The sequence below is a fragment of the Candidatus Symbiopectobacterium sp. NZEC151 genome (assembly GCF_025962655.1).
In the GTDB taxonomy this organism is placed as follows: Bacteria; Pseudomonadota; Gammaproteobacteria; order Enterobacterales; family Enterobacteriaceae; genus Symbiopectobacterium.
In genome coordinates this window covers 532,555-547,528 of record NZ_JAGFPE010000001.1, presented here as the reverse complement: position 1 = coordinate 547,528, position 14,974 = coordinate 532,555, and the positions used below count along the sequence as shown (strand labels likewise).

At 52.8% G+C, this 14,974-nt stretch carries 16 protein-coding genes; 8 read left to right on the top strand and 8 right to left on the bottom strand.

Annotation, left to right across the window (positions count from 1 at the left end; all coding sequences use genetic code 11):
* Positions 1-88: 88 nt before the first annotated feature.
* Positions 89-973, bottom strand: a complete 885-nt coding sequence (locus J5067_RS02580; RefSeq protein ID WP_264650365.1) for a hypothetical protein — start codon at positions 971-973, stop codon at positions 89-91.
* Positions 974-1,237: 264 nt separating this feature from the next.
* Between J5067_RS02580 and hcp the strand changes: the two genes are divergently transcribed.
* Positions 1,238-2,890: a hydroxylamine reductase gene (hcp, locus tag J5067_RS02575; protein ID WP_264650364.1), complete on the top strand. Its 1,653-nt coding sequence runs from the start codon at positions 1,238-1,240 to the stop codon at positions 2,888-2,890.
* 59 nt (positions 2,891-2,949) lie between these two features.
* A complete protein-coding gene (gene hcr / locus J5067_RS02570) occupies positions 2,950-3,966 on the top strand; it encodes an NADH oxidoreductase (protein ID WP_264650363.1) in 1,017 nt (338 codons plus the stop codon).
* A 28-nt stretch (positions 3,967-3,994) separates the two neighbouring features.
* On the opposite strand, the gene J5067_RS02565 is transcribed toward hcr, so the two are convergent.
* From J5067_RS02565 to J5067_RS02555, 3 genes are all read right to left on the bottom strand, one after another.
* Positions 3,995-5,113, bottom strand: coding sequence for a glycosyltransferase (locus tag J5067_RS02565; protein ID WP_264650362.1), 1,119 nt, complete (start codon positions 5,111-5,113; stop codon positions 3,995-3,997).
* Positions 5,114-5,317: 204 nt separating this feature from the next.
* Positions 5,318-6,130: a polysaccharide deacetylase family protein gene (locus J5067_RS02560; RefSeq protein WP_264650361.1), complete on the bottom strand. Its 813-nt coding sequence runs from the start codon at positions 6,128-6,130 to the stop codon at positions 5,318-5,320.
* Positions 6,127-6,252, bottom strand: a complete 126-nt coding sequence (locus J5067_RS02555) for a hypothetical protein (RefSeq protein WP_264642218.1) — start codon at positions 6,250-6,252, stop codon at positions 6,127-6,129. The genes J5067_RS02560 and J5067_RS02555 overlap by 4 nt, the downstream gene beginning before the upstream one ends.
* Before the next feature lie 261 nt (positions 6,253-6,513).
* Between J5067_RS02555 and artP the strand changes: the two genes are divergently transcribed.
* From artP to J5067_RS02525, 6 genes are all read left to right on the top strand, one after another.
* Positions 6,514-7,242: an arginine ABC transporter ATP-binding protein ArtP gene (gene artP / locus J5067_RS02550; protein ID WP_264643693.1), complete on the top strand. Its 729-nt coding sequence runs from the start codon at positions 6,514-6,516 to the stop codon at positions 7,240-7,242.
* Between the two features lie 20 nt (positions 7,243-7,262).
* Positions 7,263-7,994 carry an arginine ABC transporter substrate-binding protein gene (gene artJ, locus J5067_RS02545; RefSeq protein WP_264642217.1) on the top strand — a complete coding sequence of 244 codons (732 nt, stop codon included), beginning with the start codon at positions 7,263-7,265 and terminating at the stop codon, positions 7,992-7,994.
* Positions 7,995-8,003: 9 nt separating this feature from the next.
* On the top strand, positions 8,004-8,720 hold the full coding sequence (gene artQ, locus J5067_RS02540) for an arginine ABC transporter permease ArtQ (RefSeq protein ID WP_264642216.1): 717 nt from the start codon (positions 8,004-8,006) through the stop codon (positions 8,718-8,720).
* Positions 8,720-9,388, top strand: a complete 669-nt coding sequence (gene artM, locus J5067_RS02535) for an arginine ABC transporter permease ArtM (RefSeq protein ID WP_264650360.1) — start codon at positions 8,720-8,722, stop codon at positions 9,386-9,388. The genes artQ and artM overlap by 1 nt, the downstream gene beginning before the upstream one ends.
* 175 nt (positions 9,389-9,563) lie before the next feature.
* Positions 9,564-10,295: an arginine ABC transporter substrate-binding protein gene (gene artJ / locus J5067_RS02530; protein ID WP_264650359.1), complete on the top strand. Its 732-nt coding sequence runs from the start codon at positions 9,564-9,566 to the stop codon at positions 10,293-10,295.
* Between the two features lie 270 nt (positions 10,296-10,565).
* A complete protein-coding gene (locus J5067_RS02525) occupies positions 10,566-11,345 on the top strand; it encodes a class I SAM-dependent methyltransferase (RefSeq protein WP_264650358.1) in 780 nt (259 codons plus the stop codon).
* Between the two features lie 43 nt (positions 11,346-11,388).
* Here the strand turns inward: J5067_RS02525 and rlmC are convergent, their stop codons facing one another.
* From rlmC to potH, 4 genes are all read right to left on the bottom strand, one after another.
* On the bottom strand, positions 11,389-12,525 hold the full coding sequence (gene rlmC, locus J5067_RS02520) for a 23S rRNA (uracil(747)-C(5))-methyltransferase RlmC (RefSeq protein WP_264650357.1): 1,137 nt from the start codon (positions 12,523-12,525) through the stop codon (positions 11,389-11,391).
* A 64-nt stretch (positions 12,526-12,589) separates the two neighbouring features.
* Entirely contained in the window at positions 12,590-13,066 is a 477-nt protein-coding gene (locus J5067_RS02515; RefSeq protein WP_264642210.1) for a YbjO family protein, read from the bottom strand.
* Between the two features lie 79 nt (positions 13,067-13,145).
* Positions 13,146-13,991: a putrescine ABC transporter permease PotI gene (gene potI, locus J5067_RS02510; RefSeq protein ID WP_195312871.1), complete on the bottom strand. Its 846-nt coding sequence runs from the start codon at positions 13,989-13,991 to the stop codon at positions 13,146-13,148.
* Positions 13,988-14,968: a putrescine ABC transporter permease PotH gene (gene potH, locus J5067_RS02505; protein ID WP_264642208.1), complete on the bottom strand. Its 981-nt coding sequence runs from the start codon at positions 14,966-14,968 to the stop codon at positions 13,988-13,990. Before potH ends, potI begins: the two co-directional genes overlap by 4 nt.
* Positions 14,969-14,974 lie beyond the last annotated feature (6 nt).

Sequence of the window (14,974 nt, the reverse complement as noted above, 5' to 3'; positions counted from 1 at the left end):
TGCACAGCGCTGTTTTCATTGTATACCTTAACCAGCGTGCTTTACCCCGACGCCAGTGTCATCCGGCAGATACCTTTTCTGTGATCCCTTACGGGTTCGAACTTGCTTCACCAGACGAGTTTCTCTTCGCAGCCTTACAGTACGCCAGCACATCATTGCCTGAACGCAGCAGCGTCACATAAGATCGAATGGTGTTATCGACCTCCTGCCTGTCAAGGTTGGCGGGCGGGTGCGCGCGCCAAAACCGGTGTAATTTGACCATCATTGTGGTCAGGTAAATGCGTTGCGGAATCGCTAGTTCATTATAGAGTTGGTACGCACAGGCATAAAAATCACTGAGTTGGGATAATGTGCAAAGGTTACTCGCCTGAAAAATCACTTCGGCTTGCGCATCAAAGGTGCGCATCTCAATGCTGATATTATATTGGTACCGGTAGCGCAGCGCCGGGCACGATGACGGTTTCTGGTGCATGACCATCGTCGTCAGCTTTTTGCAAAATGCCTCCACGATCTCCATGATGCCATCGTTCAACGTCAAATCGTCTATCGGGTATTGGAACTGAACCGAAATAGCCCTGTTTATAGTAAAATCTGGTTGCACGCGTATGTTCAGCAACGTTGTGATTTCACACTCGGTCAATCTACGACAACGGGCCGCAAGATGTTTAGCCTCTGCACAAATTTTGTAGTATGCGCCTTGTGCACCATAAAGAGGTTTTTCCGCCAACGCAGTGTGCATACTGTTGATCGATATCAGGGCATCGCAAATCGTCCGATTCGTTACTCTCAAATGGTCATAATCAGTGGTTGGAAGGTAGGTCGCAATTTTTTGGATCATTTCCACCGGTAAGCTGTCAATATTGACGATCTGGCGGGTCAATGTGGAGGATGTCGATAAGCTCGACGATGATGACTGAGCAAGATTTTCATACTGCTGACAAACACGGTTCCCCTGAGAGCTAACATCCAGCATATGCAACAGAACTCCTGTGCTACAGATTATTGAGTGGCAGGTACTCTACGTGAAAGCCTTAACAGCCCCTTTCATAAAGTAGGCTTTACTGTCTCCCTCTGCGCGAACAATCTGAATTGAGACGTATTTTCATCCGCCAAGATGAAAATTGCGCTACATCAAATTTACCTAAAATTGCATGTAAAAAGCCTTTTTAACTCGAGGCGAAATCACTATGCTTCAAAACAAGCATTCCAAATGCAACTTTAAAAAAAGGATAACGTTATGTTTTGTGTGCAATGTGAGCAAACAATCCGTACCCCGGCTGGAAACGGTTGCGCCTATGCGCAAGGCATGTGCGGCAAAACCGCTGAAACCTCCGATCTGCAAGACCTGCTGGTCGCGGTATTGCAAGGTTTATCTGCCTGGGCACTAAAAGCCCGTTCGCTGGATATCATCGACCATACGGTCGATAACTTCGTCCCTCGCGCTTTCTTCGCTACGCTGACCAACGTCAACTTCGACTCGCAAAGAATTATCGGTTACGCACAAGAAGCAATCCAACTGCGTCACGGACTGAAAACGCGCTGCCGTCTGCTCGAAGCGGATGCCCGCGTTGACCATCCCCTGTCTGAACTGCAACTGGCGGGCAACGATATTCCGACCCTGCTACAACAGGCCAGCCAATTCGCACTGGATCATGATAAAGCCACGATTGGTGCCGACCTGCACGGTCTGCGTATGCTGTGCCTGTACGGTCTGAAAGGGGCCGCCGCCTATATGGAGCATGCCCACGTACTCGGCCAATACGATGACGCTATCTATGCCGAATTCCACGCTTTGATGGCCTGGCTGGGCACGCAGCCGAGCGACATGGACACGCTGCTGAACAATGCCATGGCGATTGGCAAAATGAACTTCAACGTGATGGCGATCCTCGATAAAGGTGAAACCGACGCCTACGGTCATCCTCATCCGACCCAGGTGAACGTGCGCCCGGTGGCAGGCAAAGCTATTCTGATTTCCGGTCACGATTTGAAAGACCTGCGGATGCTGTTGGAACAGACCGAAGGCACTGGCGTCAATATTTACACCCACGGTGAAATGTTGCCTGCGCACGGCTATCCCGAGTTGAAAAAATTCTCGCATCTGGTGGGTAACTACGGCAGCGGCTGGCAGAACCAGCAGGTTGAATTTGCCAAGTTCCCTGGCCCTATCGTGATGACATCCAACTGTATTATCGATCCGTATGTCGGAAACTACGGCGATCGTATCTGGACGCGCAGTATTGTTGGCTGGCCGGGCGTCAACCATCTGGAAGGGGATGATTTCAGCCAGATCGTTGCTCAGGCACAAAGCCTGGCCGGTTTCCCGTACAGCGAAATCGAGCACAACATCACCGTTGGTTTCGGACGTGAGACCCTGCTTGGCGCTGCGGATACCGTGATCGATTTGGTGGCTAAAGGCAAATTGCGTCACGTGTTCCTGGTGGGGGGATGTGACGGTAGCCGCGGCGAGCGCAGCTATTTCACCGATTTCACCCGTAGCGTGCCGGATGACTGCCTGATCATGACGCTGGCGTGCGGCAAATACCGTTTTAACAAGCTGGATTTTGGCACGCTGGAAGGGTTGCCGCGTCTGCTCGATGTCGGTCAATGCAACGATGCCTACGCAGCCATTATTCTGGCCGTGAAACTGGCGGAAAAACTGGGTTGCGGCGTGAACGACCTGCCATTGAGCCTGGTACTCTCCTGGTTTGAGCAAAAAGCCATCGTCATTCTGCTCACGCTGCTGTCGCTGGGCGTGAAAAACATCAGAACGGGTCCTACTGCCCCCGGCTTCCTGACGGATAACCTGCTGGCCGTGCTGAACGAAAAATTCGGTATGTGCGCGATTACTACCGTAGAAGAAGACATCAACACCCTTTTGTCCGCCTGAGAGCAATAGGATAACAAGCGGCGCGGCAACGCGTCGTTTGTGCTGTTTGGAGAGCACACATGACACAACCGACCTCCGCATGCCCGAACCGCATGCAAGTTCACTCCATTCGTCAGGAAACGCCCGACGTCTGGACGCTTTCGCTGATTAACCACGATTTCTATCCTTATCGTCCGGGGCAGTACGCGCTGGTTTGCATTGCCAACAACCCTGACACCCTGCGCGCCTATACCCTGTCGTCAACCCCAGGGTTAAGCCCGTTTATCACGCTGACGGTACGGCGGTTGGAAGATGGCACCGGTTCAGGCTGGCTGACGCAGCAGGTCAAACCCGGTGACTATCTGTGGCTTTCCGATGCACAGGGCGAGTTTACCTGCGTCGATGCGGGCCATGCCGAGCAGGAACGTTATCTGATGATGGCCGCAGGCTGTGGCGTGACGCCCATCATGTCGATGAGTCGCTGGTTGTTGGCAAACCGTCCGAACGTTCACTTGCAGGTGATCTTTAATGTCCGCAACCCGCAGCAGGTGATTTTCGCCGCCGAGTGGCAGCGCCTGACAGAACAGTATCCATCACAGTTGACGCTGACGTTGGTCGCCGAGTTTGACGCCGAACCCGGTTTTCTCGCAGGAAGGTTAACACCTGCGCTGCTGAACCAAGAGGTGCCGGATCTGGCACAGCGTATCGTCATGACCTGTGGCCCGGCCCCGTATATGCAGCAGGTTGCCGCACTGGTTGCCGATGCTGGCGTCCCCACGACACGCTTCTACAAAGAGCAGTTCCAGATTGGCGCTGAATCATTGGAAGAGGACGGTGAACAGCTGACGCTGACCATTCGCCAACCGCTTAATACGCTGCGTGTGCCTGTTGGTATCAGCCTGTTAGCCGCGTTGGAAAGCAATAAAATACCGGTTAATGCCGCGTGCCGCGCAGGTGTCTGCGGCAGTTGCAAAACCAAAGTGCTTTCCGGCGATTACACCACCAGTAGCACCATGACGCTGACGGCAGAAGAGATTGCACAAGGCTATGTGCTGGCGTGCAGTTGCCAACTGCACGGGGACACGGTGTTGGCGTAACGCCCAGCCAGGGCATCACGCACCAACGTTAAGGCGTCGCCACACCCGCAATTGTGGGTGTGGGCTCCTTATAGGCCAAGGCTATAATTTTTTTAACGCAGGCATCGATAGAATAGCGCGACACTACGTCATTGTAGGCGTGACGGGCTCTCTGACGGTAGGGTTCCGGGTGCATAAGGAAATCGGCAATGGCGTCCTGCCAGGCCGCGACATCATCGCACGGTAACAGTACGCCGTTTTCCTGATGGCGGATAACATCCGGAATGCCCCCAACGTTGCTCGCCATCACCGGAACGCCAAAAAACATCGCCTCAACCAGCGCCATGCCAAATGACTCATTACGTGAAGGCATCAACACCAGATCCGCATGCCGATAGACGGCCGCTGCTGGGAACAGTTTACCGGCCATCATCACGTTATCTTGTAAACCGTAGCGCGCAATCATCGCGTTGATAACCTTGCTCTCAGGGCCATCTCCGACGATCAGATAACGAAACGCATGGCCTGACTGCTTGAGCGACGCCAACGCAGCCAACGCGGTAGCGTGCCCTTTTTCACCGCGTAGCATACCTACCTGTGCAATGACGGGCGACGTGCTGGCCTCCAGCCAGCATTGCAGAGCTGCGGGCAAGGGCCGCTCGCTTTGGGCATGCAAGGTAGCAAAGTCAAACCCAGGCGCGACCACCTCGATCTTTTCATCCCGGCAGCCGCCAGCCACCATCGAGCGCTTCATACCAGCGCTGGGCACCACCACCTGATCCGCCAGATAATTGGTGCTGAACGGTTTGATTCTGCTGGTCAGATAGGTCTTTTGCCGCACCAACGTTGGCTTGTTCCAGACCAGCTTAGTGGCCAGTGCAGCAATATTTGCATCGTGCCCACTGTGACTAACGATAAATAAAGGATGATATTCATTAATAAGCTGTCTGAAACGCCACAGAGAGGGGAAATGATAACTATTTCTAAATATGATCGGGTATATTGGAATATGTTTTTCAGCGGCAAGTTTAGCCACTTCACTTTCCGGACGACATGCCAATAACACCTCGAAACCTAAATGTTGCAAGGCGTGTAATTGCATCATAGCCTGCAATTCCTGCCCGCCAACATGCTTAGAGGATTCTGTGTAGAGAATGCGTTTTCTCATAAATAAACCTAATAAAAACAATCAACACCGTACCCTCGGCCGAGGATATGCACAGTGTGTTTCACGTCTGGCGTAATTTTATGAGAGCGAAGCTAAACGGAAGGTAAATACTTTTTATACAGAGGCGCATTTTCAGAAAATAAATACATAAAATGCCCAGGAACATTACTCTGGGCATGTTGTCATTGCCGTCAAAAAAAACCATCAGGTATAACGCTGACCTTTATGTAACGCAAACAATGAAGAAATAACCGGTGTGGTATACATAAACAGCCGCCGTTTAAGCCAGGAGGTATCTTCACGCTCTTTGGTGCTGATACGTCCCAAACGCCAGGTGAGATGCTGCGGCATGTTCATCCGCCGCTCGGTGGTGTAGAGATAATCAAACCCCTGCGCCTGGGCAATGGCGGCGTAATCGTGGTTATAAAATCCCATCGGCCAGCAGAAATGGCGGCTGCACGATCCCAGTCGCGCAAGCAGCGTTTCACGACACAGACGCAGATCGGTTTCCAACGCGCGGTGGCGCTCGGCAGTATCCGTTATGTTCCAATCCCAGCGCTGATGCGTATGGGTATGCGCATGAAACTCAACTAGCCCACTGGCTTGCATCTCTTCAATTTCAGACCAGCGCATCATCACATCGTCAGCATGGCCGTTAGCCACGCGTTCCTCACACGCCTTGTGAGAGAAAGCCACCTCAGTCAGCTCACGAACCGGTCCGTCGCCAATCTGGCCGGTAATCAGAAAAATATGCGCATGCAACCCAAGACGTTTTAGCACCGGAAACGCATAAACCCAATTGTCCAAATAGCCGTCGTCAAAGGTGATCATCACACTTTTACGCGGCAAGGGCTCGCCACGGTAAAATCCTTCCAATTCAGCCGCGGTCACGGTTTTCCACCCGGCACGAGCCAGCCAGGTCATCTGTTCAATAAAGGTGTCGGGCGACAGCGTCACCAGCCCAGGCTTGGGGCCAACGTGGTGATACATCAGGATGGGAATTGCACTTGCATTCATTCTATTACGCTCTTTGCTGTACGCGCTTGCTCACCAGCACGGCTTACCGTCGCCATTGCCGCGCCAACGCCATAACCAAAAATATACAAACCATTAATCTTGCCACAAACAACTTCAACCATTCGTCACTATAACGCATTCATAACCTGTATTTTTTGAGGCTATCGGCGCTAAACCGCAGCATGATTGCCGCCGGTACGGGCAGATTTGCTGTCTGTTATCCTTCGGTCCCGACAATTACAGCCACCCCGCCGCTTAACCGATATTTTGTGCTATTATTTATGCATTAGTCCGCTAATCAGCAAATTTTAACCCACGGCGATTGCATAAGTATCCTGCCGACGTTAACATTCGCGGCATCAATGTCTATTCAATTCTTGCGCATGAGTATTCAACTAAACAGCATTAACTGTTTCTATGGCGCGCATCAGGCGCTATTCGATGTCACCCTTGATTGTCCGGCTGGCGAAACGCTGGTGTTATTGGGCCCCAGCGGTGCGGGAAAAAGCTCGCTGCTGCGCGTATTGAACCTGCTGGAGATGCCGCGTTCGGGCACACTTGCCATCGCAGGCAACCAGTTTACGTTTGCGCAGCCGCCGAGTGACGGCGCCATCCGCGAACTCCGCCGCAATGTCGGCATGGTGTTTCAGCAATACAACCTGTGGCCCCACTTGACCGTCACACAAAACCTGACCGAGGCACCTTGCCGGGTATTGGGTTTGAGCAAAGACGAGGCGCTGGCACGTGCAGATAAACTGTTAACACGGTTACGCCTGCGCGATTTTGCCGATCGTTTCCCACTGCATTTGTCCGGTGGGCAGCAGCAACGCGTGGCGATTGCCCGCGCACTGATGATGGAACCTCAGGTGCTGCTGTTCGATGAACCGACAGCCGCGCTCGATCCTGAAATCACGGCCCAGGTGGTCGGTATTATTCAGGAACTGGCGCAAACCGGTATCACCCAGGTAATTGTCACACACGAAGTGGATTTTGCACGTAAAACTGCCAGCCGTGTGGTGTACATGGAAAATGGCCGTATTGTCGAACAGGGTGATGCGGGCCACTTTGCCGCGCCGCAAACCGCCGAGTTCGCCAGTTATCTTTCTCATTGATGAACAAGATGGAAATGACAATGAAAAAATTACTCGTTGCAGCACTCCTCGCCAGCGCCAGCGTTGCCGCCAGCGCCGCAGAAACCATCCGTTTTGCGACCGAAGCCTCTTACCCTCCGTTCGAATTCGTGGGCGATGATAACAAGATTCAAGGGTTTGACGTCGATCTTGCTAACGCGCTGTGCAAAGAGATGAACGCCACCTGTACGTTCAGCAATCAGGCCTTTGACAGCCTGATCCCAGGGCTTAAATTCCGCCGTTATGAAGCCGTTATGGCTGGGATGGATATTACGCCGGAGCGTCAGCAACAGGTGGCCTTTAGCCAACCCTACTACGACAACTCTGCGCTGTTTATCGCACAGAAAGGCAAAGTGGCCGATATCGCTGCCCTGAAAGGTAAACGCGTTGGCGTGCAGAACGGCACCACTCACCAGAAATATCTGCTGGATCAACACAAAGATGTGACGACCGTGCCGTATGACAGCTATCAGAATGCCATTCTGGATCTGAAAAGTGGCCGTCTGGACGCGGTATTCGGTGACACTGCCGTGGTGAATGAGTGGCTGAAACAGAACGACCAGTTGGCTACCGTAGGCAGCAGCGTAACGGATAAGAACTACTTTGGCATCGGTTTGGGCATTGCGGTGCGTCAGGGTAACGATGCGCTGGTCAAACGCTTCAATGACGCGCTGGACAAAGTCAAACAGGATGGCACTTATCAGTCCATCTACAACAAATGGTTTCAGCAGTAATCTCGCTAAATGATAGAATTTCATCCTCTTGCAAGCGCCGCCGGCATGACCGTCGGCCTTGCCGTTTGTGCACTGGTACTCGGTTTGATTCTGGCGATGCTGTTTGCCGTATGGGAAATGGCCCGCTGGAAGCCCGTTGCCTGGTGCGGCACAGCGTTAGTGACGCTGCTACGCGGCCTGCCGGAAATTCTGGTGGTGCTGTTTATCTATTTTGGTTCATCACAACTGCTGCTGATACTGGCGGATGGCTTTACGCTCAATGTCGGTGGCACAGCGTTTCCCATCAAGTTAGACATTGAGACGTTTGAAGTCAGCCCGTTTCTGTGCGGTGTGATTGCGTTGGCGCTGCTCTATGCCGCCTATGCGTCACAAACGCTGCGCGGCGCGCTGAAAGCGGTCCCTCAGGGGCAACGCGAATCAGGGCAAGCCCTGGGGTTGAGTAAAGCGGCCATCTTCTTTCGCTTGATCATGCCGCAAATGTGGCGCCATGCCCTGCCCGGCCTCGGCAACCAATGGCTGGTATTGCTGAAAGATACCGCGTTGGTGTCTTTGATTAGCGTGAACGATCTGATGCTGCAAACCAAGAGCATCGCCACACGTACCCAAGAGCCCTTTACCTGGTATGTGATTGCGGCAGCGATTTATCTGGTAATCACCTTGTTGAGTCAATACGTCCTGAAGCGTATCGAACTGCGTACTACGCGCTTTGAACGGAGGCCGTCCTGATGCTCGCGTACTTACCTGAATTGCTCAAAGGGTTGCACACCAGCCTGAGCCTTACGCTGGTGGCGCTGATTGCCGCACTGGTTATCTCTTTGGTACTGACGGCGGTTCTTGCGTTAAAAACACCGGTGTTGTCCCTGCTGTCCCGGGCGTACATCACTTTGTTTACCGGTACACCGCTGCTGGTGCAAATCTTCCTGATCTATTATGGTCCGGGCCAGTTTCCGGCAATCCAGCAGATCCCGTGGCTGTGGCACTTGCTCTCTCAGCCTTGGCTGTGCGCCATGATAGCCCTGGCATTAAACAGCGCGGCCTATACCACACAGCTGTTTTACGGTGCGGTGCGCGCCATCCCTTCCGGGCAGTGGCAATCCTGCGCGGCGTTGGGCATGTCACCTGCACAAACGTTGCGTATCTTATTGCCCTATGCCTTTAAACGCGCCCTGTCGTCCTATTCAAACGAAGTGGTGTTGGTGTTTAAAAGTACCTCGCTGGCCTATACCATCACGCTGATGGAGGTGATGGGTTACAGCCAACTGATGTATGGCCGCACCTATGACGTTGCCGTTTTCGGTGCCGCAGGGATTATTTACCTGTGTGTCAATGGGTTGCTGACAGTATTGATGCGCCTTATCGAACGGCGTGCACTGGCGTTTGAACACCGCAACTGATCTCTACGTTGCAATAAACAGCAGGCTTCGGCCTGCTTTTTTTGTCTGTTTTATCGCCATTCAAATGTATTTTTAATCATTTTATTTGCATATAAATTCACTTGATGGCAATGTAATTGCCGTTGAGCGGGGAACATGCCGCAGGAAAAATTTAAAAAAATCGTTGGAGCACAACATGAAAAAATTCGTGGTCGCCACGTTACTGGCAGGTATGGCATTCGGCGCTAACGCCGCAGACACTATTCGTTTTGCCGCCTCCGCCACCTATCCGCCATTTGAATCGCTCAATGCCAACAACGAGATCGTCGGCTTTGATATGGACCTGGCAAAAGCCCTGTGCAAGCAGATGCAAGCTAACTGCACCTTCACCAACCAGGCTTTCGATAGCCTAATCCCGGCGCTGAAATTCCGTCGTTACGACGCCGTGATCTCCGGGATGGACATCACGCCAGAGCGCAGCAAACAAGTGGCCTTTACTCAACCCTATTATGCCAACTCTGCCGTAGTCATCGCGCAGAAGGGAAAATTCAGTGATTTTGCCGCCATGAAAGGCAAGCGTATTGGGATGGAAAACGGCACCACGCACCAGAAGTACATGAATGACAAGCACCCGGAAGTCCAGACCGTGTCCTACGACAGCTATCAAAATGCGGTGCTGGATTTGAAAAACGGGCGCATCGACGGCGTTTTCGGTGATACCGCGGTGGTCAATGAGTGGATCAAGAATAACCCGGAACTGGCCTCCGTTGGCGAACACGTGACTGACCTAGAATACTTCGGCACTGGTCTCGGTATCGCCGTTCGTCCTGATGATAAAGCGCTGCTGGCAAAACTGAATGGCGCGCTGGACGCCATCAAAGCAGACGGCACCTATAAAGCCATTAACGACAAATGGTTTCCGCAATAAGGCCTTGTCTGCCCTGTGCGACATCACGAATAAACCCAACGATAAGCGCCTTCGGGCGCTTTTTTTTGCTGCACGCCTAGATCGCAGTAGCCATCATCAGGGATCGGGAGCAAGCAGGACACCAGCAACGTCGATACATCACGGTCTTGACGCGTGGCGATACTTTCATATTGTGTTACCTATGTTGCTATGAGATAAGGATAAGACGTACTGCGCAACCCCGCTGGGACATTTCATTTGGATCGGTTCTGCTAACAACTGAGATCGAAAATGGAAAACAACGTCGTCGACTATTATACGAATACCTTTAATGAACATTTTCGTCATTTAGATGCTTTTGGAAAAATTCAGCAACGACGAACGCTTCAATTGCTAAAGAAATACTTGCTGAATAAGCAGAAGGTCATTGATATCGGGGGCGCTACCGGCGTCTATTCCTTTGAACTGGCAAAATGCGGTCATGAAGTACACCTGTTTGATATCGTTCCGATACATATCGAAAAAGCGAGAAAGGTCAGTGCAGAAACCGGCATTGCGTTGCACGGTTTTCACGTCGGCGACGCTCAAGATTTAGCCTTTCCTGACAACACCTTCGATGCCGTCATCGTGCACGGCCCGCTCTATCATATTACCGATGAAAACAGCAGATTGAGGGTGTTAAAAGAAGCCTATCGGGTTCTTAAACCGGGAGGAATACTCTTTGCTTTCGCAATCAATCGATACGCGGGCGTATTTTATGGCATCAAGCGCGAACTGATTCTTGATGATGCTTATTTTGACATGGTATCCCATGAGGTCAAAACAGGACTCAGGACACGTTCACCGTCATGGCACTTTCACTTGCCTGAAGAAATGGACGCTGAAGTGGCGAAAGCTGACTTTAAACAGATTGAAATTAAAGGCGTTGTCGGCCCTATCTGGATGCTTCCTGATGTTGAACGTCGGCTCGAAGAAGCAGAGACGCAACAAAAAATACTCCGCGTTTCTGAATTATTAGAGAATGAGCCGATTATTGGGCAGGATTTTGTCTGTATTGCGCGAAAAAGCTAATGCCAATTCACATTAGCCATTCCCTATGAGCTTTATGGTGATATTACGCCAAACGCTTGCGCTGCAATAGCGTCAGCACTTCATAGTGCGCGGTATGCGGGAACATATCGAACAGTTGCACCTGGACAATCTGGTATCCCGGCAACAGGCTGATATCGCTCGCCATGGTCTGTGCATTACAGCTTGAGTAGAGGATATACGCCGGGGCCATCTGGCTCAGATACTCACACAGTTCACGCCCTATGCCGCGGCGGGGTGGGTTTACCAGCACCAGATCCGGCGCGCTGGCATTGCCAGTGGCAAATTGTGTGGAATCCAGCGCCTGAAATGTCACCCGCGTTAGCCCGAGCTGTGTGGCGGAACGCTGTGCGCAGGCGATAGCCTCGGCGCTGATTTCAATGCCGGTCAGCGGCATGTCTGGCGTGGCGCAGTGCAAGCCAAAGCCGCCGACGCCGCAAAACAGATCCCACATGCTGGTCACCGGCAATGCCGCAACCCAGTCGCGCGCCGTCGCATACAGCGTGGCGGCAACCTGCGGGTTGGTTTGAAAGAAACCGCGTGGTCGCAAGAAAAGTGGCACCTGATTGAACGCTTCTTCCAGCATTTGGTTTTCCGTCAGCGCAATCTCCTCTTCCCCTTCCAGAATTGCCTGATGAACCGGCTGGATATTGGCAGAGATCACCGCCAACTGCGGCAACTGCTGCTGTAACCAGGGAAGCGCCTGCTGTAACTGCGCCAGCTTGGTTTTCGAGCGCAACACGAAGCGCAGCATAAACTCACCGCGCAGGCGACTTTCGGTCAGCAACAGATATTTTAATTCACCGCGCCGCCGAGCCACCTGATAGGGCGTTAGCCCGGCACGCGCAATAAAAGTTTTGAGTACAGAAAACACTGGCGTAAACGATGCCGGATAAAGCGGACAGTCACACAAATCAACCGCGCTGCCATCCTGACGCAGGATACCGAACACCGGGCGTTCAACGCTACCGCTCACCACCATTTTGGCCTTGTTGCGAAAGGCCTGCTGTGGCGAGGAAACCACGGGCAGCCAGGTGCCCACCGTCTGTTGGTCTAGCAGTTCAGCCAATTGTTGCTGCTTGTCAGAAAGCTGCTGCGTATAAGGTTTTTCCAGCCACTGGCAGGAACGGCAACTGCCTTCGGTATATCGTGCACACTGCATAGGAGAAGAGGAGCCAATAAAGTTGGGGCGACATTATAGCACTGTCAGGCGTGATGGCGCAGCGCTACGCGGTATGGCGTTGAAAATAGCGACGGCTGCGATGTGGGACAAAAAGCAAAAAAATCACCAACGCGTCGGGCAGACGCTGTGTGGCAAACTGGTGTAAAACGTCCCAGTTGGTCTCTCCGCTAAAGTGAAAAATATCAGGCAAAAAATCGCTAAAAGAGGCCAGCAGCATGTAGCCAGATATCGCGCCCTGAGCAATAAGGTAGCCCCAGCGCCCCCAGTTTTTCCCTGCCATCACCGCCACGCCGCAGCGCACTTCGAAGCAGAGAATCACCAGCGCGGCCAATAGCACCAGCGTTGAATCCCAGGACTCGGCGCTGCTGCCAATCCAGCCACCAAAACTGCTTAATCCCAGATCCCACAGCAGCATCACAAGGCTCAGTACACAGGTGGCGATAATACCGATGCCCGCAACTGTCACAGCGACAGGGGCGTAATTACCTTGTGCAACCAGTGTCTTCTTGCTTTGCAGCATCGTTAATCGCGTTCCTTTGTAGAGACAACAGCGCCACCTGAAGGGTGGCGCTGTGCAGTTTATATCCTTACCACTGAGCTCAACCGTGTCTGGCTCGCTGCATATCACGAATACGCTGCTTCTCCGCACGTGCCATAAACCACCAGGCAATCAAGCCAATCACACCTACCACCAATAATATCAGCGAGGCCAGCGCGTTAATTTGCGGATTAACGCCCATTCGCACACTGGAGAACACCAGCATCGGCAGCGTGGTCGCCCCCGGCCCGGAAACGAAACTGGCGATCACCAGATCGTCCAGCGACAGCGTAAACGCCAGCAGCCAGCCAGAAACCAGCGCCGGCGCAATCATCGGGACGGTGATGATGAAAAACACCTTGAGCGGTGCCGCCCCCAGATCCATTGCGGCCTCTTCGATGGAACGATCCAACTCGCGCAGACGCGCACTGATGACCACGGTGACATAGGCGGTACAGAAGGTCACATGTGCCAGCCAGATAGTCAGCATGCCGCGCTCTGAGGGCCAGCCGATAGCATGCCCCAAGGCAACAAACAGCAGCAGCAACGACAAACCGGTAATCACATCAGGCATTACCAGCGGCGCGGTTAGCATAAACGCAAAACCGTTGGAGCCGCGAAAGCTGCCAAAACGCACCATCACCACCGCCGCCAGCGTGCCAAGCACTACCGCCATGGTGGCGGAGGCGGCAGCGATAGTCAGGCTCAGCGCCACGGCGCTCATCATGGCGCTGTCATGAAACAGCGCGCTGTACCATTGTGTCGACCAGCCTGCCCACACCGTCACCAGCTTGGAGCTGTTGAAAGAGTAAATCACCAGCATCAGCATCGGCGCATACAGAAAGGTAAAACCGATAACCAGAATCAGGGTACGCCACGGGGAACGAACCACAGGTAAATTATTCATGCCTGATCTCCCGTACTTTTGTTCTGATGCTTGTGGAACCACATGATGGGCACAATCAGCAGCAGCAGCATAACGGTCGCCACCGCAGAGGCTACCGGCCAGTCGCGGTTGTTGAAGAACTCTTGCCACAGGATACGGCCAATCATGATGCTGTCCGGGCCGCCTAACAGCTCAGGGATCACGTACTCGCCAACTGCCGGGATAAACACCAGCATCGATCCGGCGATAATTCCGCCTTTGGTCAACGGCACAATCACGTGGAAAAAGGTTTTTAACGGGCGCGCGCCCAAATCCAGTGAGGCTTCCACCAGCGAATAATCCAGACGGGTCAACGCAGTATAAATCGGCAGCACCATAAACGGCAGATAGGAATAGACGATACCGATATACACCGCCAGATTGGTGTGCAGGATGATCAGCGGCTCATCGATTACGCCCAGCCACAGCAGGAAGTTATTCAATATCCCGTTGTTCTTCAGTATCCCCATCCAGGCATACACGCGGATAAGAAATGAGGTCCAGGAAGGCAGGATAACCAACAGCAGCAGAATGTTGCGCGTGGAAGATTGGCTATGTGCCACCGCCCAAGCCAGCGGATAACCAATGATCAGGCAGAGTACCGTCGATACCGCCGCCACTTTCAGCGACTGCAAATAGGCTTCGAAATAGAGCGGATCATCCAGCAGATGGAGATAGTTGCCCAAATTAAGGGTGATATCGAGCTTATCATCCGCCCAGGAGAGCAAATCGGTGTAAGGAGGCACCGCGCGCGCCATTTCTGCCAGGCTGATTTTGAAAACAATCAGGAACGGCAGCATAAACAGCAGAATAAGCCAGATATAAGGCAGCGCGATCACCAGTTTTCGCCCGTATTTCAGGTGCCACTGTGTCAATAACAGGCGCAGAGGACTGCGCGGCGCATCCGGTGGTTCCGCCGCTTTACCATCCGAAAAGTTATGTTCAGGAAACATGGTCATTATCTC

Excerpts from the sequence above, each read along its gene's own strand:
- J5067_RS02580 (WP_264650365.1), bottom strand. The coding sequence starts at position 973 with ATGCTGGATGTTAGCTCTCAGGGGAACCGTGTTTGTCAGCAGTATGAA.
- hcp (WP_264650364.1), top strand. The coding sequence starts at position 1,238 with ATGTTTTGTGTGCAATGTGAGCAAACAATCCGTACCCCGGCTGGAAAC.
- hcr (WP_264650363.1), top strand. The coding sequence starts at position 2,950 with ATGACACAACCGACCTCCGCATGCCCGAACCGCATGCAAGTTCACTCC.
- J5067_RS02565 (WP_264650362.1), bottom strand. The coding sequence starts at position 5,113 with ATGAGAAAACGCATTCTCTACACAGAATCCTCTAAGCATGTTGGCGGG.
- J5067_RS02560 (WP_264650361.1), bottom strand. The coding sequence starts at position 6,130 with ATGAATGCAAGTGCAATTCCCATCCTGATGTATCACCACGTTGGCCCC.
- J5067_RS02555 (WP_264642218.1), bottom strand. The coding sequence starts at position 6,252 with ATGGTTGAAGTTGTTTGTGGCAAGATTAATGGTTTGTATATTTTTGGT.
- artP (WP_264643693.1), top strand. The coding sequence starts at position 6,514 with ATGAGTATTCAACTAAACAGCATTAACTGTTTCTATGGCGCGCATCAG.
- artJ (WP_264642217.1), top strand. The coding sequence starts at position 7,263 with ATGAAAAAATTACTCGTTGCAGCACTCCTCGCCAGCGCCAGCGTTGCC.
- artQ (WP_264642216.1), top strand. The coding sequence starts at position 8,004 with ATGATAGAATTTCATCCTCTTGCAAGCGCCGCCGGCATGACCGTCGGC.
- artM (WP_264650360.1), top strand. The coding sequence starts at position 8,720 with ATGCTCGCGTACTTACCTGAATTGCTCAAAGGGTTGCACACCAGCCTG.
- artJ (WP_264650359.1), top strand. The coding sequence starts at position 9,564 with ATGAAAAAATTCGTGGTCGCCACGTTACTGGCAGGTATGGCATTCGGC.
- J5067_RS02525 (WP_264650358.1), top strand. The coding sequence starts at position 10,566 with ATGGAAAACAACGTCGTCGACTATTATACGAATACCTTTAATGAACAT.
- rlmC (WP_264650357.1), bottom strand. The coding sequence starts at position 12,525 with ATGCAGTGTGCACGATATACCGAAGGCAGTTGCCGTTCCTGCCAGTGG.
- J5067_RS02515 (WP_264642210.1), bottom strand. The coding sequence starts at position 13,066 with ATGCTGCAAAGCAAGAAGACACTGGTTGCACAAGGTAATTACGCCCCT.
- potI (WP_195312871.1), bottom strand. The coding sequence starts at position 13,991 with ATGAATAATTTACCTGTGGTTCGTTCCCCGTGGCGTACCCTGATTCTG.
- potH (WP_264642208.1), bottom strand. The coding sequence starts at position 14,968 with ATGACCATGTTTCCTGAACATAACTTTTCGGATGGTAAAGCGGCGGAA.